Source organism: Mesorhizobium sp. C268A (genome assembly GCF_040324475.1).
Lineage (GTDB): Bacteria > Pseudomonadota > Alphaproteobacteria > Rhizobiales > Rhizobiaceae > Mesorhizobium.
On record NZ_JAMYVX010000001.1, the window covers coordinates 364675 to 391073 of the forward strand.

Sequence of the window (26399 nt, forward strand, 5' to 3'; positions counted from 1 at the left end):
ATCTACGCGCTGGCCAGTTGCGACATGTGGTTTCGGCGATCCGCTTTCAGTGCGACGATCATGCTGGACGGCTGATATGAGGCGCGTTCCCGCCTGGCAGCTTAGGGGCAGCAAGCAGGACGTCGGCTTTCTTGCCTCGACCTGGCCTAAGCAGTCATTCAATTCGTGGCCTCAAGCAGCTCGTCCACGCTCCTCCTGACGCGGCGTGCCATCCAGCCGATCTCGGGCTGATGTGCGTGGACGGCAGTCGTCCTTTGACCACCGCTTCTGGCGGCGCCGATTGGCGAGCCGCCTCGCCATCATTAGCTATGGAACGGAAAAGAAACCATTCAGCATCAGACTACCGCTTTTCGACGCACCTTTTCGAATATGTCGGAACGAGCGCTTGTCGCGCAGCCCACGATGCCCCCCATTGGTGAACCGGTTCCATGAAGAGTCTGACAATACGCCACCGCATCCTCGTCAGTTTCGCAGCCGTTCTGGTGGTCATGTCCGTGATAGCCCTCATCGCGTACGCCTGGTTTCTTCAGGCGGGGGAGGAGGCGACTGAGGTCGAGAAGGGCATCCTTCCGGACCTTTATCACAGTACCGAGATCATGACGGGCCAGATGGCGGCCCATAGTCTGCTTCAGGAATATGCCCTTCAGGACAACCCGGCAGACAGAAGCACGGTTGCAAACGCGATCACGACCAATCGCAACCAGGTGCAGCGGTCGATGGACGACTATGAGGCAACGATCGTCTCCGATATCGACAAGCAGAATTATGCAGCCGTCAAACAACTCGCCAACCAATTCCGTCTGGCTGAAACTGCTGTGCTGGAAACAAGCCGGGCTGCCTTGTCGAAAGGTGAAACTCCCAATGAAAGCCCAGCTATCAAGAACGAAGTAGAGCCGATCTTTGTAAAATTGCAGTCCGCTCTGCAGGCCATGGTTGAGGATCACAGAGGCGAGGCAAACAGCGCGACGCAGCGGATCAGCTCGATCGTCAGAACGGCCGAAGTCGGTTTGAGCGTTGGCTTGTTGATAGCCCTCGGGCTAGCCCTTCTTTTGGGTTACCAGCTGTTTCGCGCCATTACAGGTCCGCTCACCCGTTTGGTCGACGCGGTTCAATTGATGCGGCAAGGCGACTTCAGCGAACGGCTCGATCTGAGGCGCCGAGACGAATTCAGCGTGCTTGCCGACGGCTTCAACGCAATGGCGGACGATCTCACAACCCTCATTGGTCAGGTTCAAAGGTCCAGCATACAGGTCGGCACGTCGATAACTGAGATCGCCGCCACCTCCAAGCAACAGCAGGCAACTGCGACTGAAATCGCAGCGACCACAACAGAAATCCGAGCGACAGCCAAGGAAATCTCCGCCACATCAAACGAACTGGTCCGCACGATGAACGAGGTCTCCATAGTTGCCGAACAAACCGCTGCCGTGGCTGGCGGGGGGCAAGCGGGGCTGACCCGTATGGAAGAAACCATGCAGCAGGTCATGGAAGCGGCTGGCGCGATCAATTCCAAACTGGCGATCCTGAGCGAGAAAGCCGGCAGCATCAATCAGGTGGTGACGACCATCACCAAAGTGGCCGATCAGACGAACCTGTTGTCGCTCAACGCTTCCATTGAGGCGGAGAAGGCAGGCCAATATGGCCGGGGTTTTGCAGTGGTGGCGACGGAAATCCGAAGGCTCGCGGACCAGACAGCTGTCTCCACCTACGATATCGAGCAAATGGTCAAGGACATCCAGTCGGCAGTCGCGGCCGGGGTGATGGGCATGGACAAGTTTTCCGAGCAGGTCCGTCGGGGTATGCAGGACATCCAGCAGGTCGGCGGGCAACTCTTCGAGATCATTCAGCAGGTTCAGGGGCTGGTGCCACGTTTCGAAGTCGCCAATGAAGGCATGCAAGCACAGGCGACCGGCGCGGGGCAGATCAGCGACACGCTAACCCAGCTAAGCGAGGCAGCTCAGCAAACAGTCGAGTCCCTTCAGCAATCGACGCTCGCGATCGACGAGCTCAATCAAGTCTCAGGCGGCATGCGAAGTAGCATATCGAGGTTCAAGCTACGAGCATAGCGAGCCGGCAGTAGGAGGTGACAATGCTATTCCTCGCCTTCAGCATGGGTCCGGATCGCTACTTGATCGATGTCCACAAAATTGAAGAGGTGCTGCCCTATATCGACGTGAAAGTTCTTCCGGGTGCGCCAACTGGTGTGGTGGGTTTGGTCAGCTATAACGGAATACCCATCCCCCTGATCGATGTCACCCTTCTTGCGCTTGGCCGACCATCGGAGCGCCTGTTGAGCACCCGGATCGTTGTGACGCGCTATCCGGCGGATGATGGCGAGCGACGCCTGCTGGGGCTGATCGCGGAACGGGTGACGGATACGATCGAGCGAGACCCGGCCGATTTCGCGCCGTTCGGACTGGAACCAGGAACCCCGCCCTATCTTGGGCCGGTGGCTTCCGATGGTTCGGAGATCATTCAGTGGGTCAAAGTGGAAGCGCTGCTTTCGGAAGAGATTCGAACCGCTTTGCTCCGCCAGGCGGCAATAGGTGATCAATGACCGGAGCAATAGAAAAGCTCCTGACGGAAACCATTGGACTAGACAGTGCCAGCGTTGGTCCGACAGTGGTTCGTCAGGCGGTCAGAGAACGGATGGAAGCATGCCGGATAACCAACCCTCAGGCCTATAGGGAACACTTGGCCGGTTCCTCGCAGGAGCTGCAGGAGCTGATCAATGCGGTGGTGATCCCAGAGACCTGGTTCTTTCGCGACCGAGAAGCGTTCACGATGCTGGCGCGGCATGCGCGCGCGCACAAGCCTGCTCAGCCGATAAGAATCCTGAGCCTGCCATGTTCAACCGGCGAAGAGGCTTACTCGGTCGCCATGGCCATGTTCGATGCCGGCTTTGAGGCGCGTGAGTTCAAGATCGATGGCGTGGACGTCAGCAGCCGCAATATCGCGACGGCTGAACGCGCCATCTATGGCCGCAATTCGTTTCGCGGCAGCCATCTCGAATTCAAGGATCGCTATTTCGAAGCGGCCGAGGGCGGGTTGCGGCCTGTTGCTGGGGTGCTGAAACAGGTTCGGTTCATGGTAGGAAACTTGTTCGGTTCTCACGCGCCTTTCGGGCAAGAGGTCTATGACATCCTGCTTTGCCGCAATTTGCTGATCTATTTCAATCGAGAGCTGCAGGATCGCGCATTGATCTGCCTGAAGGACCTGCTGGCCAAAGATGGACTTCTTCTGGTCGGTCCGGCGGAAGCAGCTCTTCCAAGGGTGCATGGCTTTCTTTCCGCTGAATGGCCATTGGCCTTCGCCTTTCTGAAATCGGAGCCCGTCAAGACCACGGCGCCGAAGGTTTCGGCCGCCGTCCCGGTGCGGACGCCAAGCCCTAAGGTCAACAAGAGCGAGCCTCTTCGTCCGTTCCGACCGACAATTGGCAATGAAGGCCGCGGGCAGGCTCCGGCCAAGCCGCTTGCACGCGCCTCGGAAAGCCTCATCGCGGTTGAACGGATCGCCAATGCAGGACGCGTAAAGGAGGCACAGGAGGTCGCCCTGGCGCATCTCAGGGAGTTCGGTCCTTCCGCAGAAATCTTCTACCTGCTGGGCCTCGTCCAGGATGCGGATGGTTCTGCACCCGAAGCCGCGCAAAGTTATCGCAAGGCGCTCTATCTCGCGCCAAATCATCGAGAAGCTCTTGTCCATCTGGCCTTGCTGCTTAGCAAGCAAGGCGACCATAACGGCGCCGAGGCGCTGGCCGGCCGGCTGGGTCGGGTCCAGAAAAGGAGCGGCAGTTGATGGCGGCTTCGACAAGGATCGCTCAGCCGGTGGAGGAGATCGAAATCAACGACTGCTGGCGGCAAATAGGCGTACGGGGTGACAAGTCATGTCCGCTACTAGAGCAGCATCTCCACTGCCGCAATTGCCCGACCTACAAGAAGGTCGCACGACGCCTCCTCGACCGTGCAGCTCCCTCGGCATCTCGCGACGAATGGCCTGACAACGCTGGTCGTGCAGGGATCGATTCGGCAGACAGCGACGCGCTGCAGACGGCCGTTCTCTTCCGTTTGGGGGAGGAATGGCTGGCACTTCCGGTCGGTATTTTTCATGAAGTGGCTGAATCTCGTCGCGTTCATTCACTTCCACATCGCAGGAACAGTGCACTGCTCGGCATTGCGAATGTCCGTGGTGAATTGCTCATTTGCCTGTCCCTGGCCGAATTGCTCGGGATAGACGAGCGCAAGGAAGGGGAACAAGGCACACGAACCAAGGTATTTCGCCGCCTTGTCGTGGTAGGCGAGCGCGACAAGCGGGTTGCTTTTATGGTTGATGAGATCCACGGCTTACATCGGTACCAGGAACGCGACACTCTCGCTGTTCCGGCCACGATTGGCAAGGCACTGTCGGCCGCTACGGTTGCCGTGCTGCCATGGCAAGGACGAGCTGTTGGCTGTCTCGATCCACGACAACTGCTCACGATGCTGGATCGGAGCATCGCATGACAGATGAAGACTTCAGCCAGGTTTCGATGCTCAGCCTCTTCCAGGCCGAACTGGAGACGCAGTCACGGGCTCTAACCTCTGGACTTCTGGCACTCGAACGCGATCCTATCGCCGCCGACGCTCTGGAAGCATGCATGCGTGCCGCGCATTCTCTGAAAGGAGCTGCCCGCATCATCGACCTGATGCCCGCAGTCAAAGTTGCAAATGCGATGGAAGACTGCCTGGTCGCAGCGCAACGCGGGCATCTGAGGGTGCGACGGGAGCATATAGATGCGCTTCTGCAAGGTTCTGACCTTTTGAAATTGATCGCATCGGGATCATCGAGCGAGAGCGCCAACTCAGAAGTCGAAACCTTTCTCGCGAAGTTCGAGGGGTTGTCCCTCCCCCAGGCAAAGCCCGGGCCCCAAGATTCTGCAGCTGATTTCGCAACTCCAGATCATGCCCAGGAGCAACTGGCGACGACCTCTTCAGCGAACCTCCTCGTTGGGGCGGTACCGCAAGCCCACGGCAGCATCGGCTCTGATAGAATGGTTCGGGTGACGGCAGACAGCCTGAACCGATTGCTCGGGCTGGCTGGCGAGTCGCTGATGGAAGCTCGGCGGCTCAGGCCATTCGCTGACGGGCTGCTACGGCTGAAGCGACTTCAATCGGACCTCGCAAGTGCGTTCGACAATCTTCATGCAGTGCTGCCGCCGGTTTCAAACGATGCGGCGGTGGTGGAGGCGCTGGCTGAAGCGCAGCGAAAGCTTCGGTTGAGCCAAGCGTTCCTGGCGCAGCGTTTCGATGAGTTGGATTCAGTGGATCGGAAAGCGACCGATCTTGCCAACAGATTGTACGACGAAACGTTGGCGAGCCGGATGCGGCCCTTTGAGGACGGCGTGCGACACTATGCGAGAATGATCCGCGACCTCGGTCGTACCCTTGGCAAGCGGGTGCGACTGGAGATCGTAGGCGGCTCGACCGGCATCGACCGCGATATCCTCGAGCAGCTCGATGCCCCTTTGGGGCACCTTCTGCGCAACGCTGTAGACCATGGGCTTGAACCGCCTGAGGAGCGCCTCGCGATGGGCAAACCCGAAGAGGGGCTCATCAGGCTCGAAGCGAGGCACAATGCCGGGCTGCTGCAGATAGCCGTGGTGGACGACGGCAGGGGGATAGAGCTCTCGAAGCTGCGCGAGACCGTCGTCGCCCGGCAACTTGCAACCAGGGAAAGTGCTGAAACACTCAGCGAAAGCGAATTGCTCGCGTTTCTGTTTCTGCCAGGCTTTTCCATGAAAGCGGGCCTTACCGACGTCTCAGGTCGCGGTGTGGGGCTCGATGCAGTGCAAGCCATGACGAAGGAAGTCCGGGGAGTCGCAAGCGTCTCCTCAGAATTTGGCCACGGAACCCGATTTCAACTGCAATTGCCGCTGACACTGTCGGTCCTGCGCACGCTGCTCGTCGATGTCGATGGAGAGCCCTATGCTTTTCCACTCGCTGCCATTTCCAAGACTTTGAAACTGCAGCGGACGGAGATCAACGTCCTGCAGGGCCGGCCGCATTTTCGATTGAACGATCGACAGATCGGGCTGGTCACCGCTCGCGAGGTGCTCGATCGAGGTGAGCCCGGATCGGAACCGAACGAACTATCGGTCGTCGTCGTGGATGCGGGTCGGGGCGATTCGTACGGCCTGATCGTTGACCGTTTTCTCGGGGAACGCGAGTTAGTGATCAGACCTCTCGATCCACGGTTTGCCAAGATCAAGGACATCAGCGCAGCGGCCCTGATGGAAGACGGTTCGCCTGTTCTGATCTTCGACGTCGACGATCTGATCCGATCGGTGGAAAAGCTTGCATCGTCCAGCGGATTTCGAGCTCTTCGGCGCGCCGCGGGCGGTCCCGAAGCGAGCAGGCGCAAGCGCGTGCTCGTAATTGACGATTCACTGACGGTTCGCGAACTCCAGCGCAAGATGCTCGGCAATTACGGTTATGAGGTCGAAGTGGCGGTAGACGGCATGGACGGGTGGAATGCCGTCCGGTCTGGTCCTTTCGATCTCGTCGTCACCGACATCGACATGCCTCGCATGGATGGCATCGAGCTGGTGAGTTTGATCAGAAAGGACGCTGATCTCAAGAACACACCCATTATGATCGTTTCATACAAGGATCGGGAAGAAGATCGCGCGCGCGGGCTCGACGCAGGTGCGGACTATTATCTGACCAAGAGTAGTTTTCAGGACGAGGCGCTGATCCATGCCGTCGTGGACATGATTGGCGAGGCGGCTGGATGAGATCGAGATTGGAAGCCAGCGAATGAGAATCGGCGTAGTCAACGACATGCCGATGGCGGTTGAACTTCTGCGTCGACTGGTCCTGTCGACCGGCGAACATCAGGTCGCGTGGATCGCGACCAATGGGCGTGAGGCGGTCGAGGTCTGCAGACGTGATCTGCCGGATCTGATACTCATGGATCTAGCGATGCCAGAGATGGACGGCGTGGAAGCGACGCGCAGAATCATGGCGGAAACCCCGTGCTCAATCTTGCTGGTGACCGCCAGTATCGAAGCCAACCTCGCCGGCGTCTACGAAGCAATGGGTCATGGCGCGCTTGACGCAGTCGATATTCCGTCGGTGGGCATCGAAGGCAACGCGTCCTCGCAATCCGCCCGGCTTTTGACGAACAAGATACGAACGATAGGCAAGTTGATCGGTGATGCGCCTACCCAGGCAAAAAGGCGGATGTCACGTGCGGCTGAGCCGTCAACTCGACGCCTGATAGCAATCGGCGCCTCTGCGGGCGGGCCGGCTGCCGTTGCCGCAGTCCTGAGCGCGTTTCCCGTTGATTTTGGCGGCGCGATTGTGCTCGTCCAGCATCTCGATGCTCAGTTCGTTCCAGGCCTTGTTGATTGGCTAGGGCAGCATACGCGTCTCCCGATCCGTCCGGCGGGGGAAAGGGATAGTCCTCAAGCGGGCACCGTTCTCGTTGCCAGTTCTGCGGATCATCTGGTTTTCAAGTCAGCTCAGCAACTTGGCTATACGCCCAGCCCCAAGGACAATGTTTATCGGCCGTCGGTAGATGTGTTCTTCGAAAGTGCGGCGCAATGGTGGCCTGGCTCGGTGATTGGTGTTCTGCTCACAGGCATGGGCAGGGATGGTGCGCGCGGGCTGAGACAGCTCCGTGACAAGGGACATCTCACAATCGCGCAGGATAGAGCAACCAGTGCCGTCTATGGCATGCCGAAGGCCGCCGCCGACATCGGCGCGGCTGTTGATATTCTTCCTTTGGGTGCGATCGGCTCACGTATAATCGAAGCCTGCGAGCGCTCCACGTGAAAGGCCCCTTCCGATGACGCAAGAACCAGAGTTGGTCCCGCCACTCGCAGATAACTATTCATCCATGGTTCTGCTCATCGATGATCAGATCATGGTTTGCGAGGCGGTCAGGCGCGCCCTAGCCAACGAGCCCGATATTTCCTTGCACTTCTGCACCGACCCGTTGAGAGCGATGACGGTCGCGGATGAGGTAAAGCCAACCGTCATCCTGCAGGATCTCGTCATGCCCGGGTGGATGGGCTACATCTGGTGCGAGAATACAGGAAGCATGCGTCGACACGCGCGGTTCCAGTCATTGTGCTGTCGAGCAAGGAAGATCCAGCCACCAAGGGCGAAGCCTTCGCTGCGGGCGCGAACGACTATCTCGTCAAACTGCCGGATCGTATCGAGTTGATTGCACGCATTCGATATCACACGCGGGCCTATCTGGATCACGTCCAGCGAGACTCGGCACACCGAGCGCTGAGGGAAAGCCAGCGACAGCTGATCAGTGCAAATCTAGAGCTTGAACGTCTGACGCGGATCGATGGCCTGACAGGTCTCGGTAACAGGCGCTATTTTGACGAATATCTGGCGGCTGAATGGAAACGCGCTTTTCGCGCACAGTCCCCACTGTCGCTGTTGATGATCGATGCCGATAACTTCAAACGATACAACGATACCTATGGCCATATGGCCGGCGACGATGTGCTGAAGCAAATCGCCCGCGTAATCCAGAGCGGTTCGGGCCGCTCCACCGATCTCGCTGCGCGGTACGGAGGCGAAGAGTTCGTCATCGTGCTGGTCGACACCATACTGGAACAATCCAGTGCGATCGCCGAGCGGCTCGTCCAGAGCGTGCGAGAGTTGAACATACCCCACGGCCCGGATCGCGTGACCATCAGCGTCGGCGTCGCAACAGCGGTGCCCACCGAGAACGAGACGCCAAACGATTTCGTCAATGCCGCCGATTTGGCTCTGTTTCGTGCCAAATCGGAAGGACGAAATCGTGTAGCGCTTCATATGTCCCGCAGCTAGAGAAGCTCACATCTCAGTCAACGAAGCGCGCCCTGTTCGATTTGAGGACGACCTTGGCGAAGTCGGGCATCTCGAGACCTTGCCGCACCAGGCCATCAAGAGTTTTCTCAGCCGCCCTGATGGCGGAGAGCCGGGCCAGCACCGTCTCAGCCTCCAGGCGAGGCACCACGGCGAGACCGTCGCGGTCGCCGACCAGTATGTCTCCCGGCGAGATAGTCACTCCTCCCACCACCACCGGGAATCCGACCGTGCCTGGACCATTGCGCGCAGGCGAGTTCGCAATGATCCCGGCACAGTAAACCGGCAACCCGACCGCCTCGATCCCGACAACGTCGCGCACGAGGCCGTCAGTGATGAAGCCGGCGACCCCCTTGTTGCGCGCCATGCCGAGCACGAGATCGCCAGTTACCGCCGTACCGGCAAAGCTGTCGGTGGCCGCGACGATGACATCGCCACTTGCTGCGGCATCCAGTGCTCCAAACAGGGCGAGGTTGTCGGCGGGACCGCAGTGACAGGTCACGGCGACGCCGACCATCGTCGCAGTAGCTGGCGACAGTGGCTTGATCGCATAATGCAAGGCGCCGCGTCCCCCCATCGCGTCTACGACCTGGCTAACCGGCACGCCCGCAAAAGCACTGATGATTTCTGCTGCGGGCCGTTCGAAACGGCGCTTGATGGTGAGCAGTGGTGGGTCTTCAATCATGTAGCGGCCCCATTCCCTGAACGAACGAAATACAGTCCGGCCCGAGGTCGCGCAGGCTCCGCGCGCCCATCAGTCCCATGACGCGGTCGATTTCCTTGCGGTAAAGTTCGAGCACGTGGCGTACCCCCTCCTCGCCGGCGACCGCGAGCCCCCACAACTGCGGCCGCCCGATCAGACAGCACGAGGCGCCGAGCGCCAGGGCCTTGACGACGTCAGAGCCTCGCCTGATGCCGCCGTCGATAAGCACTGGTACGCGGCCGGCGACAGCCGCGACAACTGCCGTCAACGCGTCCAGGGATGCGGCGGCGCCGTCAAGCTGACGTCCCCCATGATTGGATACGATGATGCCGTCGATTCCTCGGGCTACAGCCTCGGCGGCTTCGCTGGGATGCAGGACGCCTTTCAGCAACAACGGTCCGGACCAGACAGTGCGCAGCCAGTCGACATCGGCCCAGGAGAGTCCGGGATCGAGCATTGCCGCCATCCGGCCCGCCAATGCACCGACCGTCGCCGTATCTCCGGGGCGCGCGTAGTTGCCGAAGGTCAGTTTCGGGAGTCGGGTGCGCATACGAAGAAGCCACGCCGCCTTGGTGGCGGCCGCGAGGGTTCCGGCCACACCGAAGCGCGGCGGGATGGCAAAACCGTTGCGGATGTCGCGTTCACGGTTGCCAAGCATCTGGTTGTCGATGGTGAGCACCAGCGCGTCGTAGCTTGAGGCACGCGCCCGATCCACCATTTCTCGGGTGAAGCCGCGATCGGTATAGACGAACACCTGCATCCACCGTGGGCTACTTCCCGTGGCTGCTATGTCCTCCAGCGTGCAGACCGATCCGTGGCTGGCGCAGTAGAATGTCCCTGCGGCCGCTGCGGCTCGGGCGGCTGCGCGCTCGCCGTCGGGCCAGAACAGCCCAGCCAGGCCGGTTGGCGCGATGCCCAGCGGGACGGCAAGTTTCGCGCCGAAGAGGTCAAGGGAAAGGTCTCGCGTCGTTGCACCGTTGAGCGGTCGCGGCAGAATGGCAACCTCGTTGAAAGCTTGCTCGTTCCGGCGCAGCGTTCGCTCATCCTCGGCACCGCCATCGGCGAAGTCGAACACCGGGCGTGGCAAAGTCCGCCGCGCGGCGATGCGGACCGCGGCCACGCTGTACAGGCGCTTCAACGCCGCCATCGAAGCAGACGATGCCGCACCGCCGGCGCCGGGGTCATCGCCTGTGTTTGAGGCGGACGAGGAGCTACTCACGGTTGCTTTCCGCCGATGCGACCATGATGCGTCGGTCCACCGCCTCCCGGAACACGCACGCAGGAGAGTGTTCCCTCAAAGGAGGGATCGCTGCCGGTCGCCAGCACGCCGGCATTTGTCACCCAAAGCATCTCGCCCGAGAAGACGCAGTTGGTCGTTGCCTTGCCGCAGACGAAGAAACCCTCCGCTGTGCCGTTGGGCTTCAGAACGTGAATGCCGTTGGCGGCAATATCCGTGACATAAAGGCGGCCATCGGCTCCGACCTTCAGCCCGTCCGGGATCGGATTGGCCCCAGGCAAGCGGCCCAGGTCTTCGACGGAACCATCCGGACGCTGCCGCTTGACGCGCCCCGTATAGGACTCCCCCCAAATGATCGAGCCGTCGGCTTCGATCGCCACACCATTGGGGAAGGTCGGCTTGTCGAAACCGAGAGCAAGGTAAGCACTGCCATCGGGGTTGACGGCAAAGATGTAGCTTGGGTCCGGATTCCCCGGGTTGTATGTGCCGGGATCGCTGAAGATGAGCCGGCCGTCAGCAGCAAATACAAGATCGTTTGGCCCATTGAGCCGAATGCCCGCGACTTCGCTCAGCAGGATTTCCGGCTTTCCGCCTTCGGCAACCCGCTGGATCGATGGCGTCGTCATGTCCGCGGCCCGCCAAGGTCCGGTCGTGCCGCCGTTCTGGCAGACATAGAGCAGGTCATCCGATCCGAGAACGCAGGCGTTGGGCGCTCCGGCAACATACGCGAACTGGCGAGCACTTCCGTCGCGATCTATGGCCGTCAGCTGGCTGCGATAGCTTTCGACGATGACAATTCGGCCATCGGGCAGCACCGTCGGGCCCTCGGGCCAGCCAAGGCCGGTCGCGACAACCTCGACGGCCAGCTTTTCAACCTCGTTCATCGTGCGACCCCCAGAACGGCAGCCTATCAAGATTTGTCGGGTATAATCCAGCCTGGCGGTCCCCGGACCCGGCGACTCAAAGATAGCTAGGCTGACGTGCGCGTTGCTGGGCCCCCCTAGGCCGGCCCCCCACCCCGGCGCCGGTGAACCCCGACAGGCGGAGGCCTATGGCTACAGCGCGAGCCGATCGGTGTCTACATAGCTCGGTAGCACTGGCTTGCTCCTCCAGGTTGCGTGGCAGGATTAGGTGCTGCTGAGGCCAGCGTGCAAGGACCAAGTGCAGGTGGAGAAGGTTGAATCTCAGTTCCTCTCCCTCTAACACTCACAAAGTCCAACAATTCTCTGCTCCGCTGCCAGGCGCTCTGGAGCCCGAGCGTTTGCAGGGCGTGCGTGTGGCCAAAAGCTGGGGAGCGCCGCAGCGCCCAGGCGTGCAAATTGCTCTCTGAACGCCGATCCTTCTCCGAAGCTGGGGAGTAGCCCCAAAATCCAACAGCAATATCATGCCTCAACGGCGGTTTTGCCACTACCAGTTTTGCGGTTCGCTCGCCTGTCAAAAGGGACAGTCTTTCGGGTCACGATCCGGAGTGGGTTTGCCAAGGCTCCCGGAATCGAGGTGGCCCACTTTTGCGTCGGGGCTCCGCCACTCTTCAGATCAACAGCAACCAGCACCAATACGCACCAATCACCATTTGCACAGCGAACGCGGTGAACCTGAGACTGACCGCGAGTTGGCTGGTTGAGACGAGGTGGATCACCGACTGCACTATACGTGCGCCTAACATCGTGGAGGCCAAGGGATCCGTGACATCTGTCTTTGAAATGATGATCGCGACTCCGAGCAGACCTCCGAAGATTGGAAGCCCTTCAATGCAGTTGGCGTGGGCACGGGCTAACCTCCGCATAAACGGGGAGAGGGCTCGGTTATCTGGCGTAAAGCCGTTTGCCGGGACTTGCCCAGAGATCACCAGGTAGCTCCGGATAACTTCCATCACGATCAGCAGGGCCAGCGCCCACGAGATGAAGCCAGTCAATGCGTAAGCACTCGCCGACATGTGCCCTCCCCGTTGCTAGCACTCTAGGTCGTTGTAGCCGATCAACTAGTCTAATGCTATTCGACGAGGAGGGGCGGCCTGTAGTGGGGCCGAAACGGAATAGCAGCTTTTGGACGTTGTGCCCGGAATAGCTGCCGTTCAGCCAATCAGCAGTGATTGACCGCTTTCGCCCTTTAGCGACCCTTCCGCGCCAGATCAGTCGGTGCTTGAAGCTGCCATTCGCAGAGTGAAAGCGGCGTCGAGCATGGTCAGAAAGGCGCGCACGGCGGGGTTGGCGCGTCGGCTTGCCGGCCAGAGCACGGTGACATTGTTTCGCTCGACCGCGAACGTGGACAGCACTGGGACCAGTTCGCCGCGCTTCACATAGGGAGCCGCCATGAAGGAGGCGCCTATGCCTATCCCACCGCCGGCTGCCAGCATGATGAGCACGGCATCGCTGGCATCGGCGACCACACCGGAATTGGGCACGATCTCGATTTCACGGTCGCCAATCCGGAAGGGCCAGCGAAAGGCCTGGCCTGTGCTCTGATATCGAAGGTTGACGGTGTCGTGCCCTTCCAGGTGATCGGGATGGGTCGGTGTGCCGCGTTCTTCGAGATAGGCTGGCGAGGCGAAGCAGCAAAGCCGATGGGGTGCGAGCTTGCGTGATAGTAGCCGGGTGTCAGCCAGATCACCGATGCGTATAGCGACATCGATCCCTTCCTCGATCATGTCCACCATCTGGTCACCCAGCCTGAGATCGACGATCAGGTTCGGATGGAGCCGACGGAAAGCCGGTAAAGCCGGAGCGATCAGATGCAGTCCGATCGGCAGCGACGCGGCCACGCGCAACGTGCCCGATGGTTCGGAGCGCGCGGTCATTGCCGCCTGCTCTATTTCCTCCGCCTCGCGTAGCAGACGCAGCGCGCGCTCATGCAGGTCGCGCCCTTCGGGCGTGAAGGTGAGCGAGCGCGTTGTACGGGTAAACAGCGACACTCCTAAATGCCGCTCGAGCCGCTGGACGCTCTTGCTGACTGCCGACGGGGAAATCGACAGCGCGCGCGCCGCTGCCGTGTAGCTGCCCAGCGATCCCGCACGCGCGAAGGCGATGATGCCAGTGAGCCGATCCAAAGTGATATGTTCCGCCATGGCATTACTTAACCGCCATCGGCACCGATTATCAACCGGCGGTCATGCCGCTAGATTCGCTCCAATGACATGGTTGAGCGGAGATTTCACCAATGAGCGATAAGATGAAGGCAGTCCGTCTGCACGCATTCGGTGGTCCCGAGATGCTGGTGTACGAAGACGCGCCTAGGCCGGGTGTGAAGCCCGGCGAGGTGCTTGTCCGAGTCCAGGCGGCCGGGCTTAATCCGCCCGACTGGTATCTGCGGGATGGCTATCGCGCACTGCCGCCAGAATGGCGACCCAACGCGTCCTTCCCACTGATTCTCGGCACGGACGTGTCGGGCGTCATTGAAGCGGTTGGCGCTGACGTCGCTGAGTTCAGCATCGGTGACGAGGTCTACGCAATGGTTCGCTTCCCCGATAACTTGATGACGGGTAGCAATGCCTACGCGCATTATGTCAGTGTGCCGGCATCGCATGTTGCGTTGAAACCAGCCGGCATCGACCATATTCATGCGGCTGGTGCGCCGATGTCGCTTCTGACGGCATGGCAGTTCTTGATCGAACTTGGCCACGACGAGCCGAATCCGTTCCAGCCCTTACCGCATGAGCCGGTGCCCCTCGACGGCAAGACGGTGCTCATCAATGGTGCCGGAGGCGGTGTCGGGCATCTGGCCGTCCAGTTGGCGAAATGGCGGGGCGCGCGCGTCATCGCGGTGACATCGGCCAAGAACGAGGCGCTGATGCGCGATCTCGGCGTGGATCAATTCATCGACTACAAGACAACCGCGGTGGAAGATGTCGTTCGAGACGTCGACCTTGTCCTCGACGCGGTGGGCGGCGCGGACATGGAGCGCTTCTTCCATGTTCTGAAGCCGGGCGGCGCGCTGTTCCTGGTCAACCCACTGGGCTTCGCTGGTCACGAAGAGACAGAGAGGCTGGGGATCACGGTCTCATCCACACAGGTTCGATCCAATGGCGCGCAGTTGGCAAAAGCCGCCCGCCTGCTCGACGACGGCCTTGTGCGTGTCGTCATCGACAGCACATTCCCGCTGGCCGAGGCATCGCGCGCACATGAGCGCGCCGCCGACGGCAGTATTCAAGGCAAGATCGTGCTGGCCGTCTGAATTGTTGCTTTCAGTCCGACCGACCATCGGGAGTGCAGACGATCGGGCGCGATTACGCCGTTCAGCCGACGAAGACCACCGACCGACGTCCGGCTAAATCGTGCTCGACTACAAGTGCCGCGATGGCTGCCGCGATCTTCGCGCCGCCTTGCACTGACGGTTCGATAGGATTGGCGAAGTCCGTGTCCTCATTCGATACCAAGCGCAGGTCGACGAGCGGCAAACCGCGCGAGAACGCCGCCCGGGTGATGACGTCGTTGAGGACCGTCAGGGCAGTTGCGGCAAGTCTACGACGCTGTGGGTCGGGAAAGCGCGCCTCGTAGATCGTGCAGACAGCGGTGGGTAGGTTTTGGCCCAGCGCCCCCTCGAGCATCGTACAGTAGTCGTGCTCGAATTCCTCCCGGACATCGCTGATCCTGTCCAGAACCTCGGCCACCGAACGGGCCCCCTGCTCCAGAATGCCTGCATGACGAAGAGCATCATTGCCACCGACGCTGACGACAAGATGGCTAGCATCCTGGGGGAGCCGTTCAAGCTGCCGCTCGACGCCGCTTGTGACGGCGCCGTCGACGGCGTTTAGCGTTGCACGCCACCCCTCCGGCAAGCGCTCCCGCAGCTGCCGCACTACGTCGGGCCCGCGCGCCACATAGGCAGCGTTGTCAAAGATCGAATCCCCGAGAAGGACGACGTGTGGCATCGGATGCTCCGTTGAGGCCTCTGCCAATGCTGCATCAGCAGAGGAGGTAAGGTGGTGGGTTGTGGCCGCGGCAGCGAGCACGGTCAGGAGATCACGGCGAGTCAGGCCACCTGCAGAACGGAACGGCATCTCAGCCGTCCAGGAACGCCAGAAGCGCGGCATTCACCGCGCTGGCCTCTTCGCGCTGTACCCAATGCGTCGCCTTCTCGAACGTCTGCAGGCCCCGATCGTTGCAAAAGGCCAGACTGCGCTCGGCCAGGCCATTTTCCAGAGCTTGGTCCTGCATCCCCCACAGTACAAGGGTCGGCGTCGTGATCCGCTCCTTCAGGCTTGGGCGGAAGCGCAGCGCCCGATACCAGTTGAGCATGCCTGTCAGCGCCCCCGGTCGCTCCAAGGCCTGCCGATACTCTGCGATTTCCTCCGCCGTGAAGGCATCTGTTCGGCTGGATTTGATGAGCGCCCGTGCCAGCAGAGCCGAGCGCCCCGCCCCCAAAAAAGCCTCCGGCAGCAAGGGGAACTGGAAGAAGGCCGCATAGCTGCTCCGCAGGAACTGGGTCGGAGATCGCAAGGAATGGGCAAGCAGCACCTCGGGATGGGGCGCGTTCAGGATGACGAGCCTTTCCAGGCGGTGCGGCAGCTTTGCGCCTGCGGCCCAGGCGACGATACCGCCCCAGTCATGACCGACGAGGTGAAACCTTCCGATGCCGAGCGCGTCGGCGATGGCAACGACATCACCGACGAGCTTGGGGAGCGTGTATTCACGGATGGCTTTCGGCTTGTCACTGGTGTTGTAGCCCCTCTGGTCGGGAACGATGACCCGGAATCCGGCGGTAGCAAGCGCATCGATCTGCCGTCTCCAGCCGATCCAGAAGTCGGGAAAGCCGTGCAGGAGCATGACCGGCCTGCCTTCGGCAGGCCCAACCGGGACGACGTGAAGCCCAATGCTCCCGGTGTTGACAAACCGATGTTCAGGCGCGTGTGAGACCATCGCCGGCAACGCGGTTGTCGCCAAAGCGATCCAGCGCACATATTTTTAAATCAACGCGCGCTACCCCGACAAGATAAAGCTCTGCCGTTGCATCTTCCGCCAGATGGGTCATAGCAACCCAAGAACAAGTTGGGGCCGCGAGCGGACTGTCAGCTTTTAGGCTGAAGTCACGGCAAGCCGACACGCCGCTGGCGTGTGTCCGAAGCTTCGACCCAACGCCTTCAAGTGCCTATGTGTTTGCCCAGACCGAGAACATAAGCCCGATCGTCAGTGCCGTCGCTGCATATAGGGCGGGCAAAACCCTGCGGTTCACGCCCAGGCGGAGCAAGGTGTGACCAAGATGATCTGTGCCGCCGATCCAAGGTTTTCGCCCCTGCAGCAAGCGGCGACTGATTACGAAGACGGCGTCAATCAGCGGCACGGCAATCCACGCCAGGGAAGCGTCAAACCCTCTTTGCGACGCGAGTAGCACGATTGCCGCTCCGAGGAGAAGGCTGCCGCTATCGCCCATGAAAACGCGTGCCGGCGGATAGTTGAAGAATAGAAATCCCAGGCATGCTCCGACGCCCGCCATACCGAGAGCGCCGCCCAGCCCGAGGAAGGCGGCCGCGATTGCGCTCGCGGCAAGACCATCGGCATGGTCAAGCATATTGACGGCGTTGCAAGCGATCCAAATGATGATCGGAACCCACCACAGATGCGTAATGATACCGGCCAAAACAGCTGCGGCGGCCAACGCTGCTGCCTTGGCACCGGCAGAAAGAGATCGGAGGTCATCGAGCGCCCCGATCAAACAGAAGGCTGATAGCAGGAGAGTATGTTCAACGGGGAGCCATGGTGACATCGCGATCAGCATGGCGGGCCCCGCGAGCCGGGGAACCTCGCCTGATGTGTGCCATCGATCTTTCGTGACCTTGGAGACGGCTCCGATACGCCGCGCAAGACGCGCAAACAGCCAGACGCCGGGAACCGCGATGAGCAGGGCCCCGATGAACGGGACCAAGGAGCCAGACGTCAAGCAACCACTCGTTCGGTACGCATGTGCTCTATGCAGTCGAGGACCATCTGCCTCGTGCTTCGCACGGGTCGCCATCCGGTCATGGTTGTTAACAGGCTGGTGTCAGGTACTCGGTCGTATGTTACGGCGAACCGATCACCAAACACCGTGCTGGATGGTTTCATGATAATGGGCGCGGTCGTCGCGGTGGCCTCAACCACCATTCTTGCAAGATTTCCAATCTGAATCGCTTCGCTTCCGCCCAAGTTGACTGGCCGGCCACGCAATGACGGGCACTGCATTGCCAGCAGCAGACCTTCGGCGGCGTCGGCAACGTGCAGGAACGCCCGCCTTTGCTCTCCATCGTCATGGACTACGAGTGGTTCACCACGCAGCGCTGCATCGACGAACACCGGCAGGACGAGGCCGGTCGCCGAGCGCTGGCGCGGTCCGGCCATGTTGAATGGTCGAACGATCCAGGTCGGGATTCCGAATTCAAAAAACAGTCCGGCCACTAAATGTTCGATCGCTGCCTTGGCAGCTGCGTAGCCCCATCTCGGTCGCAGGTCCGTCGTCACCGGATCGGATTCCGTGATTGGCCTGTCCCGGCCGGAGCCGTAGACTTCTGAACTCGACGTGTAAAGCAGCGGACGTCGGTGTACTCTGCACGCCTCCACGATCGCACAGCCTGATTCGAGAATGCGGCTGGTGACGGCAAAACGCTCCATGTGGGCAAGCTGAACGCCGATCGGACTCGCCAGGTGGAAGACTGCATCGGCCAACCCGACCTCATTGTGGACCGCCGCGCCGTATGCCGGATCGCCAACCCTGAAAGTGCGGATCGTCAGCCGGGAATTGCCGGTGGGCAGATTGGGCAGCAGCCCGTTCGAGAGATCGTCGATGACGGTTACGGTGCAATGGCGGGCGAGCAAAAGATCGACAAGCGCCGACCCTACGAAGCCTGCTCCGCCAGTAACCAGCACATGTGAGTGCTGGCCAAATTCGACCAAGTCCGCGCTATGGTTGTCCAAGGTTGCCACGTCCTCCCACGGGAGCGTCATCTATACAGTCGAGGATGGGGCAAACAACCACTTTCATATCAAGGCTGGCGAGTTTTCGTCGCCCTCGATATCATCAGCGAACAAACACCCACCCGAAATCCTGCCAGTTCTCCGTCCTTTGGTCACCAGACCATAGCTGATTCTGGCACATCCCCACCAATGTGGAGATTTCCGTCGTTCTGGCCGAAACAAATTGTGGGGGTATCTCCACGTTTCTCGCAATGCAACTTGAACCTCCAACAGCGAGTGCCGCCACTGCATAACTCAGGCCATCGACTCATATCGCGCAATTAGGCTAAGAGGCCAAGGGACTGTTCGGGGGGAGCTTTGAAGTCCGACTATCGCCCAGATATTGACGGGTTGCGCGCTATCGCAGTGGTCGCAGTGGTTTTTTTCCATTTTGACGTGCCCGGTTTTCGGGGCGGCTTTGCTGGCGTTGATGTCTTCCTTGTTATCTCCGGTTACCTGATCACCCGCCTTTTAATGGCTGAAGGCGGCGGACTGTCCCTTGTGGAATTCTACGGCAGACGCATGCGTCGAATATTGCCGGCGATGCTGGTGATGATCTGCTTCTCACTCGGTGCCGGCTGGTTTCTGTTGCTGCCGGGCGACTATGAAGGTCTGGGACGCAGTGCGGCATATTCCACGTTCGGATTGGGAAACTATTATTTCCTTTGGAATACCGGCTATTTCGATCGCGAGGCGGCGCTGCTGCCGCTGCTTCATCTCTGGTCGCTCGGCGTCGAAGAGCAGTTCTATCTCGTATGGCCGCTGTTGCTTCTGGTTGCCAACCGGCTGTCACGCGGCCGCCAGCTCCCCGTCGTCGCGCTGATCTGCATTGTTGCGCTGGTCAGCTTCTCGATCGCCCTCAATCTGGTGGAGGCCGATCCGAAGCAGGCATTCTATGTTCCCTTCAGCCGAGCCTGGGAGTTGACTATCGGCGGCCTGCTCGTCTTTGCGCCACCGAAAGGCCGCGGGCGTACGTCCAAATGGTTTGAGCTGAGCGGCCTTGGTCTTGTAGTCGCAAGCATCCTTTTTCTCTCGCCGAGCCAACCGTTTCCAGGCGTTTTCGCGCTCGGTCCTGTGATCGGGGCTGCTCTGGTCGTCTGGCCGCGGTCGCAGTCGACGATTTCGGCCGTGCTTGCGAGCGCGCCGTTGCGATCGACGGGCAGAATCTCCTACAGCCTGTATCTCTGGCATTGGCCGATCCTCGTGTTCTTCCGCCATTATATTGGCACCGCAATGCCCTCGGCGGTTGAATCGTGCGTGCTTTTAGCGGTTGCCTGGCTGGTGGCGTATCTGTCCTGGCGGTTCATCGAGGAACCCGTTCGCCGCCTGCGGGCGCCGCCATCCAGCGTGCTTCTCGCTGGTGCCGCCGCGGTGGCAATGGTTTGCCTGAGTGCCAATGCCGTGTTCGAAGCCCGTGGTTTCACCAGCAGGATCTCGAAGCAAGTCGAGGCAATGCGCAGCCTCGATGTGATGTGGGACTGGTCATGCCCGCAGATGGTCAGCATCGCTGAGTTGGGCAGTACCTTTTGCGCGTTCGGTGCGCCTTGGGACAAAGCGGCGCGCCACGCCGTGCTCTGGGGCGACAGCCATGCCGAGCATCTTGCGCCGCTGTTAGACAGCGCAGGTAAAAGAGAAAACACGGCTTTCTTTCTTTACCGCGCCTGTCCGGCCGCCTTTGGAGAAGGTGTCCACCGCGACTTTCCGGATTTGGCCGGATATCGGGAAAGCTGCTCATCGTCGCGAAAGGCCGCGGTCGCCATGCTGAAACAACGCAATGACATCTACCTCGTGGTGCTCTCCGCAGCCTGGACAAGCCTTGCCGACACCAATGTCCTTGCTGACAATGGTGAGAGGCAGACCAGCAAAGTCCTGTTGTTGCGCGATGGCCTGCGTAGCCTCATCCAGGAAGTCGAAAGGGCGGATCGGCGCGTCGCAATCATTGGCCAAGTGCCTGGTCCCGGCCTGGACCTGACTTCATGCGCAGCGATGCTCGAAAGCGGTATGCTAAGGCGTTGTTCGACCGAGATGAATAGCGAGCAAGTCTTCCGGATCTGGTCGCCTATGGTGTCCGCGCTCGCATCGCTCGTTCATGACAATAACGTCGTCTTCGTCGATCCGCTCAAAGGGATGTGTCCAGACAGACACTGCGCAACCTACGTCAATGGCGAGTTCATCTACCGAGATGGTTCGCATATACGCAGAAACCTGAAGCCCGAGACAGACGAAGCCGTCGCGCGAATGATGGGTCTCTATCCGGCCCTGAAAGGCCAGGAGCAAAACCGGTTGTCGGCTGCCAACACCACGCCGTCTCAAACGGCTGGCAAGAGCAATTGAACGGGATGCGAAGCGGCCAGGCTCCGCTCTCGACCACGGCTGGAATGGCCTGTTCGGAAGACAGCCGCGCGTTGCGGGTTGGAGGACAGTTCGGCAGCCCGTCATGTGCGGCAGCGGCTGGGGACGGTCACCGCACGGACATAGACGGGCTTAGAGCGGTCGCGGTGCTGGCTGTTTTGTTTTTCCACCTGAGATTCGCAGGTTTCTCCGGCGGCTTTGTCGGCGTCGATGTGTTTTTCGTAATCAGCGGCTTTTTGATCACCCGCATTGTGGCCACCGATGTGGAGGCAGGGCGTTTCAGTTTGGCGCATTTCTATTCGCGCCGGGCTCGCCGCCTGCTGCCGGCATTTTTCGCGACATTCTCCCTGTCATGCATCGCCGCGTTTCTTCTGCTTACGCCTCAACATCTGGAGACCTTCGCGAAATCGCTGATGGCATCGAGTTACGGCGTTTCGAACATCTTTTTCTGGCGCGAGTCCGGCTACTTTGATCTCGCCGCGCGGATGAAACCGCTCCTTCATACATGGTCACTCAGTGTGGAGTGGCAGTTTTATCTCGTCTGGCCGATGCTGCTTTCAGTTTTGCTTGCCGCATTCCCAGGACGAATGGTTTGGTCGATCATCACGATTGCCATTCTCAGTTTCTGGCTCATTGTCGCATTCCAGGACGGATCGTTTTGGCCGTTTGCAGGGACCCCGGCGGCGGACTGGATCGCCGACGGCCGTGCAACCGTGTTTTACAACACGCCATTTCGCGTGTTCGAGTTCGCCTGTGGCGCGGCGCTGGTCTGGCTTCCCAAGCCGCGACCTGTCCTTGTCCACGAGCTGCTCGCCTGGCTGGGCTTGGCCCTCATAGCGTTTGCAGTGTTCTCTTTCGACAGCCGTTCGGGCGCGCCCGCCTGGAACGTGCTTGCCCCTGCCACCGGCGCCGCGATGGTGTTGTCTGCGAACCGTTCGCGATTCGGAGGTTTCGCCTTGCGCAATCGCGCAGTCGGCTATCTTGGTCGCATCAGCTACTCGCTCTACCTCGTTCATTGGCCCCTGATCGTGTTTTGCGAATACGGTTTGCTTCGCCCCCTGCTTCCGACCGAAGCGCTCTTCGTCGGGCTTCTGGCCCTCGTCATGGCCATGTCGATGTTTCATTTCGTCGAGCAGCCTTTTCGCGCTGGCCATGGCTTCCTCCCCTCTTTTGGACTTGCCTTGACTGGCCTGCTCTCATGTTCCGTGGTCAGTTACGCGATGTCGGGCGGAATGCCGTGGCGTCTTCATTCCGTCGCGGGGAACGAACTTGCCAACAGCGCAGCCCTGAAGGCGATCACTGGCTCGTTGGCCTGCTTGGATTTCTGCGAGTTCGGCAACCTTCAAAGTCCAAAGAAGATACTCGTGGTCGGCGATTCGCACATCGACCAATACACGCGGGCGCTTCAAGAACTCGGCGGTCAAGAATTCCATTTCCTGCTGGCCGATGCCGGCAATTGCTATTTCGGAGCAGAGTTCCAGACCAGAACAAACGGCGCGGTCACGCGGCACTGCCGGAATGCTACCGACCAGGCGGCTCGCTGGTTGAAGTCCGGTGACATTCTCGCCATTGTCCAAGCGCAGCGCTGGCCCGGATATCGCACTCTTCTCGAACGGAAAGTGGATGGTGCGCCTGTCGAGATGCCCGACCTGGCAAAACTGTATGCGACCATGCTTGAGGACTTAGCGAAACTCTATGCCGCTTTTCGCGGTCCGGTGATCCTGATCGGGCACACGCCGGATGCCAATGTGGTCTGCCATTTGAGACCGACTTACCTTTCCTTGCCCTGCCCGGTTCCCACCCGGGTGGAGAACGTCGCCTTCGACCAGGCATTCATGGTTTTCGCCAGCCATTCCAGCTTTCACCTGCTTGATCCCGGCGAAACCATCTGTTCGGCAAATGGCTGTGATGTGACGGACGGCGCAGGGCATAGCCTCTACCTGGATGAGAACCACTTCTCCATCTACGGGGCACGCCTTGTTGTTCCGAAAGTCATAGAGAGGCTTCGCGACGACTTATCCGTGGCGTCAAGGCAGACGTCGACACAATCGACCAAGCGATGATTGTGCCCAGGAGAGCAAGGCACAGCGCGCTGACTGAGAGCGGAACGGCGACTGCGTAGGTTCGTCCGTTTTGGCGAGGGTCGCTCGAATCCGTGGCCGAAAACAGCACCGCGTCCCGCCGGCGAAAAGTATATTCGCCCGGGCCAACAGCCGGCCATGCGTTCGGCGCCCATTCAACTTGGTGGAGCGGGGTCCCTTCTTCACGCAGGTCTGAAGCCTTCAACAGGGGATCGAGGACAAGGTTGTCAAATTGGAAAAGGCCAGGAAATTGCGAGCGTGGTAGCAGCGTCTCGTACCCGCCTCTTGCGGTAAACATGGTCTCGTTCTGCAGCCGTCCGGTAACAAGCGACGGTGTGATGAGCAATATCGCAATGCAGCCAGCCGCAAAGGCCATCACGCCTGCATTAGCTCCAAAAGCAAAGCTGCGATGCTCGCCTTTTTTTGCTGAGGAATGTGTTTCAGTAAATCCCCGCCGCTCGGCAAGCATCCCACCAATTCCCAGCGCGACCGGAAGAAAGAGAGAGGGCGTCAGCAAGAGGTCATGCGATGTCAGCATGACCCCCACGAGTGCGACACCAAGGGCCAGATCGCCGGCGCTGCGGACATACCAGAAAGCGGAAGCGACCAGGCCGATCGGGATCAACCAGCCGATGTGCCCAAAAGCAATTGCGAAAAGGACAAGGGTGTTGTGAGGCGCGAGAGCCTGCGCCACCTCAAGGCCGCGACCGAAGAAGCCGCCTTCTCTGTACGCGAGCAGGCCTCGCTCCAGAAAGAGTGCTCTTGCCGAGATCGAATTTCTCTTGCCCTCGTCCACGAGACGTTCGCCTAGCGCCTGGATCTTGGCAGCGTTTGTGAATTGGCCTGTCGCGGACGAAGGCAGGCCGCTGAACGGAGGCGCAGATGAGGCAGTGGCTCGCGCAGGATCGGCTTGCGGAGGGTCTGATCTGATCGAAGGTTCTGCCGTCGGCTGGTCAATCGTCGCAGCCGAACTTGATTCAGCCAGAGCTTGTTGAGACGACGGCGCAACCGGGTCTAAGGCGGACGACGCAACCTCATCATGTGACGAATCGACAGCATCCGCCGCCTCATCGAGCGCCTTTCCAACCGAGATCATCCCGGCGAAGGAGTTGCCGACGGAAACGCGAAAATAAACATTTGTGGCGAGCGCGACACCGATTGTCCCCAGCAGTATTAATGCGACGGCGAGCGGGCGACCCCAGCCCCTTGGATCGAGCCTTAAACGACGGTGACCCCGAAATTGCTGCCAAATATCAACGGCAAACGGCACCGCCACGGTGCCACAGGCTGCAAGAATGTTCGAGCGGGAAAGCGTGACGAGCAGAGCGGCGCTTACGAGAACAAGGAAAGTGGCACGCCATTTTGGCGCGACGGCGCGATAGCTCGCCGCGGCGCCAAGAAGCAGGCCGGCGGCTGCCACATTCGGATTGATCGCCAGGCCGGCGGCTCTGCCAAGCGTACTGGTGAAGCCGTTGGCAAAAAGAAGGTCGAGGAAGCAGACCACCGCATTGAGCGCCGTCACCGACGCACATAGACGCAGCACCATTGCGGGCGATGAGGCGAGCATGAGGACAATCGCCCCGCCGCCAAGGAAAAGGGTAATAAGGTAACACTTTGCGACGATGCCAAGTGGATGAAGCGCAACCGGGGCAACCGCCATCGCCCCGGCGATCGCGAGCAGGAGGATCGCGCCACGCACGTCCCGACGGATTGCAAGAACGGCAATCGAAACAATCAACACGCTGCCGTAGAGGGCATGGAAAACCAGTCTGGCGAACTCGTCCCGGCCCGTAAAGAACGGCAGAAAATAGGGCATGAACCACGACTGATAGATGACTATGGCAAATGCACACAGCCCGGCGGCGACACATGGCAGGATGCTGCGCGGCGTAGGCGCCGAATTCACCGGGCCTTGGAAGTGAGCAATCCCGCTCATTCACTTGCCCGCGAGGTAGAGGGTTTCATAAGCGTCCACCATAGCCCTTATGGAGTAGCGTTCGCGCATCGCCCGCTGACGAAATTTTCGGTCCACTGTCTGCTCGGGCAACCGCTCGAGAACGGCAAGCAGTCCGCGGGCCAGATCGGCAGGGTCACGAGGCTTCACCAGCACACAACCCGGCATGCCCGAAACTGCCTCCGGATTTCCACCGACATTGGTGGCCACCACTGGGAGGCCTGCGGTGAGTTTTTCCATCAGGGCGTTGCAAAAGCCTTCCTCGTGGGAGGCGATCACGCCGATGTCCATGCCGGCAAGCAGGCCTGGTACGTCGTCCTGAGCCCCGAGCAGCCGAACTGTCGATCCGACGCCAAGCCGCTGGGCTTGCTCCATCAGCGCCTGCCCAATGCCTCGATCTTGTCCGGCGATGAACAACCTCAGCTCCGGCCGACTTTGGCTTGCGCTTGCGAAAGCGTCGATAAGATCTTTGTGTCCCTTATAGGGAATAAGATTGGCGACGATGACGACCCCGACATCGTCAGGTTCAAGACCAAGGCTGCGCCTGATCTCATCACGGCGATGGCTGATACCATCGAAACGGCTCAGATCGAGACCATTGGCAATCACGCGCACGCGGGCGAGATCATAGCCATCCCGGGCCGCCATGTCGGCCGCGACCGCATGCGAGTTAGCGACCACCACATGTGAAAACCGATTGGCGATTCGATCCATGCGCTTCAGCCGCGGCCATCGCTCCTGGTGGTTGCCGAGACCGCGCCTGGAGGTGATGACGAGTGGGGCCAGCGCAAACCGACCTGCCAACGCGCCCAGAAAGTTGGTCAATGGCAAAAAGGCGTGAACCACGCGTGGCCGGGTCAAAATGATGCGACCAACGAGCAAAGTGATCGCGGCGCCGAGCACCAGCATTGCCTTGACGCTCGGCCGCGTCTTGGGGGCAACGCTCGATTTTTCTTCCGCCCCCGCCGCTGTCAGTGATGCGGGCAAGGGATTGGGGCGATGAAGCCCGTAGGATATTCGGATACCTGCACGATTCAGCGTTTCCGCAAGAACACCGCCCGACGAGAGGGCAAAGACCTCGACCTGCCAGCCCCGCGCCTTCAACTCCTTGGCAAGCAGCACCAGTTGGCTTTCCGTGCCTCCGAGATCGAGCGTCCCGATAATGAAGAGCACGTTGCGACGGGTCCTTCTCAGGCGCGCGGTGGAAGGCGCGGCAACGCGCTGTCGGCTTTCAGCATTAGTCAACGCAAGGTCTTCTCGCAGCGTCGCTCACCCCTCCGCCTGTTCTCGCCCGTTCCCGCTTC

22 protein-coding genes are annotated in these 26399 nt (G+C 60.3%); 10 read left to right on the plus strand and 12 right to left on the minus strand.

Features of this window, described 5'->3' with window-relative positions:
* Positions 1–428: 428 nt before the first annotated feature.
* From NKL06_RS01885 to NKL06_RS01915, 7 genes are all read left to right on the plus strand, one after another.
* On the plus strand, positions 429–2066 hold the full coding sequence (locus NKL06_RS01885; protein WP_023693326.1) for a methyl-accepting chemotaxis protein: 1638 nt from the start codon (positions 429–431) through the stop codon (positions 2064–2066).
* A gap of 23 nt (positions 2067–2089) precedes the next feature.
* Positions 2090–2557, plus strand: coding sequence for a chemotaxis protein CheW (locus tag NKL06_RS01890; protein ID WP_023669446.1), 468 nt, complete (start codon positions 2090–2092; stop codon positions 2555–2557).
* A 137-nt stretch (positions 2558–2694) separates the two neighbouring features.
* A complete protein-coding gene (locus NKL06_RS01895) occupies positions 2695–3795 on the plus strand; it encodes a CheR family methyltransferase (RefSeq protein WP_245267140.1) in 1101 nt (366 codons plus the stop codon).
* Complete coding sequence (locus NKL06_RS01900) at positions 3795–4499, plus strand: chemotaxis protein CheW (protein WP_084567715.1); 705 nt, start codon at positions 3795–3797, stop codon at positions 4497–4499. The genes NKL06_RS01895 and NKL06_RS01900 overlap by 1 nt, the downstream gene beginning before the upstream one ends.
* Positions 4496–6769 carry a hybrid sensor histidine kinase/response regulator gene (locus NKL06_RS01905; RefSeq protein ID WP_023693324.1) on the plus strand — a complete coding sequence of 758 codons (2274 nt, stop codon included), beginning with the start codon at positions 4496–4498 and terminating at the stop codon, positions 6767–6769. Before NKL06_RS01900 ends, NKL06_RS01905 begins: the two co-directional genes overlap by 4 nt.
* Before the next feature lie 22 nt (positions 6770–6791).
* Positions 6792–7811, plus strand: coding sequence for a chemotaxis response regulator protein-glutamate methylesterase (locus tag NKL06_RS01910; RefSeq protein WP_023693323.1), 1020 nt, complete (start codon positions 6792–6794; stop codon positions 7809–7811).
* Between the two features lie 249 nt (positions 7812–8060).
* Positions 8061–8828 carry a diguanylate cyclase gene (locus NKL06_RS01915; RefSeq protein ID WP_352580038.1) on the plus strand — a complete coding sequence of 256 codons (768 nt, stop codon included), beginning with the start codon at positions 8061–8063 and terminating at the stop codon, positions 8826–8828.
* Between the two features lie 13 nt (positions 8829–8841).
* Here NKL06_RS01915 and NKL06_RS01920 read toward each other — a convergent pair whose 3' ends face one another.
* From NKL06_RS01920 to NKL06_RS01940, 5 genes are all read right to left on the minus strand, one after another.
* On the minus strand, positions 8842–9531 hold the full coding sequence (locus NKL06_RS01920) for an RraA family protein (RefSeq protein WP_023689452.1): 690 nt from the start codon (positions 9529–9531) through the stop codon (positions 8842–8844).
* Entirely contained in the window at positions 9524–10696 is a 1173-nt protein-coding gene (locus tag NKL06_RS01925; RefSeq protein ID WP_032902123.1) for an alpha-hydroxy acid oxidase, read from the minus strand. Before NKL06_RS01925 ends, NKL06_RS01920 begins: the two co-directional genes overlap by 8 nt.
* A 68-nt stretch (positions 10697–10764) precedes the next feature.
* Positions 10765–11670, minus strand: coding sequence for an SMP-30/gluconolactonase/LRE family protein (locus tag NKL06_RS01930; RefSeq protein ID WP_023693321.1), 906 nt, complete (start codon positions 11668–11670; stop codon positions 10765–10767).
* Positions 11671–12317: 647 nt separating this feature from the next.
* Positions 12318–12722 (minus strand): MAPEG family protein, encoded by a 405-nt coding sequence (locus NKL06_RS01935; RefSeq protein ID WP_023693320.1) that lies wholly within the window; start codon positions 12720–12722, stop codon positions 12318–12320.
* Positions 12723–12917: 195 nt separating this feature from the next.
* A complete protein-coding gene (locus NKL06_RS01940) occupies positions 12918–13850 on the minus strand; it encodes a LysR family transcriptional regulator (protein WP_023693319.1) in 933 nt (310 codons plus the stop codon).
* Between the two features lie 92 nt (positions 13851–13942).
* Between NKL06_RS01940 and NKL06_RS01945 the strand changes: the two genes are divergently transcribed.
* Positions 13943–14956, plus strand: coding sequence for an NADP-dependent oxidoreductase (locus NKL06_RS01945; protein WP_023693318.1), 1014 nt, complete (start codon positions 13943–13945; stop codon positions 14954–14956).
* A 61-nt stretch (positions 14957–15017) separates the two neighbouring features.
* Here NKL06_RS01945 and NKL06_RS01950 read toward each other — a convergent pair whose 3' ends face one another.
* The 5 genes from NKL06_RS01950 to NKL06_RS01970 all read right to left on the minus strand — a co-directional run bounded on the left by NKL06_RS01950 (position 15018) and on the right by NKL06_RS01970 (position 18669).
* Positions 15018–15653, minus strand: a complete 636-nt coding sequence (locus NKL06_RS01950) for an SGNH/GDSL hydrolase family protein (protein WP_023693317.1) — start codon at positions 15651–15653, stop codon at positions 15018–15020.
* Positions 15654–15783: 130 nt separating this feature from the next.
* Entirely contained in the window at positions 15784–16641 is an 858-nt protein-coding gene (locus NKL06_RS01955) for an alpha/beta fold hydrolase (RefSeq protein WP_023693316.1), read from the minus strand.
* Complete coding sequence (locus NKL06_RS01960) at positions 16622–16753, minus strand: hypothetical protein (RefSeq protein WP_280939975.1); 132 nt, start codon at positions 16751–16753, stop codon at positions 16622–16624. The genes NKL06_RS01955 and NKL06_RS01960 overlap by 20 nt, the downstream gene beginning before the upstream one ends.
* A 117-nt stretch (positions 16754–16870) precedes the next feature.
* Entirely contained in the window at positions 16871–17497 is a 627-nt protein-coding gene (locus tag NKL06_RS01965; RefSeq protein WP_245260008.1) for an MraY family glycosyltransferase, read from the minus strand.
* 158 nt (positions 17498–17655) lie between these two features.
* On the minus strand, positions 17656–18669 hold the full coding sequence (locus NKL06_RS01970; protein ID WP_196815225.1) for an NAD-dependent epimerase/dehydratase family protein: 1014 nt from the start codon (positions 18667–18669) through the stop codon (positions 17656–17658).
* A 357-nt stretch (positions 18670–19026) separates the two neighbouring features.
* Between NKL06_RS01970 and NKL06_RS01975 the strand changes: the two genes are divergently transcribed.
* The gene (locus tag NKL06_RS01975) at positions 19027–21042 is read left to right on the plus strand and encodes an acyltransferase family protein (RefSeq protein WP_023693313.1); all 2016 of its coding nucleotides are present in this window, start codon (positions 19027–19029) and stop codon (positions 21040–21042) included.
* 5 nt (positions 21043–21047) lie between these two features.
* Positions 21048–23123 (plus strand): acyltransferase family protein, encoded by a 2076-nt coding sequence (locus tag NKL06_RS01980; protein WP_084567714.1) that lies wholly within the window; start codon positions 21048–21050, stop codon positions 23121–23123.
* On the opposite strand, the gene NKL06_RS01985 is transcribed toward NKL06_RS01980, so the two are convergent.
* On the minus strand, positions 23053–25077 hold the full coding sequence (locus NKL06_RS01985) for a hypothetical protein (protein ID WP_023693311.1): 2025 nt from the start codon (positions 25075–25077) through the stop codon (positions 23053–23055). The two genes, NKL06_RS01980 and NKL06_RS01985, sit on opposite strands and share 71 nt — an antisense overlap.
* Positions 25078–26340, minus strand: coding sequence for a glycosyltransferase (locus NKL06_RS01990; RefSeq protein WP_081731240.1), 1263 nt, complete (start codon positions 26338–26340; stop codon positions 25078–25080).
* Positions 26341–26399: the final 59 nt, after the last annotated feature.

Excerpts from the sequence above, each read along its gene's own strand:
- NKL06_RS01885 (WP_023693326.1), top strand. The coding sequence starts at position 429 with ATGAAGAGTCTGACAATACGCCACCGCATCCTCGTCAGTTTCGCAGCC.
- NKL06_RS01890 (WP_023669446.1), top strand. The coding sequence starts at position 2,090 with ATGCTATTCCTCGCCTTCAGCATGGGTCCGGATCGCTACTTGATCGAT.
- NKL06_RS01900 (WP_084567715.1), top strand. The coding sequence starts at position 3,795 with ATGGCGGCTTCGACAAGGATCGCTCAGCCGGTGGAGGAGATCGAAATC.
- NKL06_RS01905 (WP_023693324.1), top strand. The coding sequence starts at position 4,496 with ATGACAGATGAAGACTTCAGCCAGGTTTCGATGCTCAGCCTCTTCCAG.
- NKL06_RS01910 (WP_023693323.1), top strand. The coding sequence starts at position 6,792 with ATGAGAATCGGCGTAGTCAACGACATGCCGATGGCGGTTGAACTTCTG.
- NKL06_RS01920 (WP_023689452.1), bottom strand. The coding sequence starts at position 9,531 with ATGATTGAAGACCCACCACTGCTCACCATCAAGCGCCGTTTCGAACGG.
- NKL06_RS01925 (WP_032902123.1), bottom strand. The coding sequence starts at position 10,696 with ATGGCGGCGTTGAAGCGCCTGTACAGCGTGGCCGCGGTCCGCATCGCC.
- NKL06_RS01930 (WP_023693321.1), bottom strand. The coding sequence starts at position 11,670 with ATGAACGAGGTTGAAAAGCTGGCCGTCGAGGTTGTCGCGACCGGCCTT.
- NKL06_RS01935 (WP_023693320.1), bottom strand. The coding sequence starts at position 12,722 with ATGTCGGCGAGTGCTTACGCATTGACTGGCTTCATCTCGTGGGCGCTG.
- NKL06_RS01940 (WP_023693319.1), bottom strand. The coding sequence starts at position 13,850 with ATGGCGGAACATATCACTTTGGATCGGCTCACTGGCATCATCGCCTTC.
- NKL06_RS01945 (WP_023693318.1), top strand. The coding sequence starts at position 13,943 with ATGAGCGATAAGATGAAGGCAGTCCGTCTGCACGCATTCGGTGGTCCC.
- NKL06_RS01950 (WP_023693317.1), bottom strand. The coding sequence starts at position 15,653 with ATGCCACACGTCGTCCTTCTCGGGGATTCGATCTTTGACAACGCTGCC.
- NKL06_RS01955 (WP_023693316.1), bottom strand. The coding sequence starts at position 16,641 with ATGGTCTCACACGCGCCTGAACATCGGTTTGTCAACACCGGGAGCATT.
- NKL06_RS01960 (WP_280939975.1), bottom strand. The coding sequence starts at position 16,753 with ATGACCCATCTGGCGGAAGATGCAACGGCAGAGCTTTATCTTGTCGGG.
- NKL06_RS01965 (WP_245260008.1), bottom strand. The coding sequence starts at position 17,497 with ATGCTGATCGCGATGTCACCATGGCTCCCCGTTGAACATACTCTCCTG.
- NKL06_RS01980 (WP_084567714.1), top strand. The coding sequence starts at position 21,048 with ATGCGAAGCGGCCAGGCTCCGCTCTCGACCACGGCTGGAATGGCCTGT.
- NKL06_RS01985 (WP_023693311.1), bottom strand. The coding sequence starts at position 25,077 with ATGAGCGGGATTGCTCACTTCCAAGGCCCGGTGAATTCGGCGCCTACG.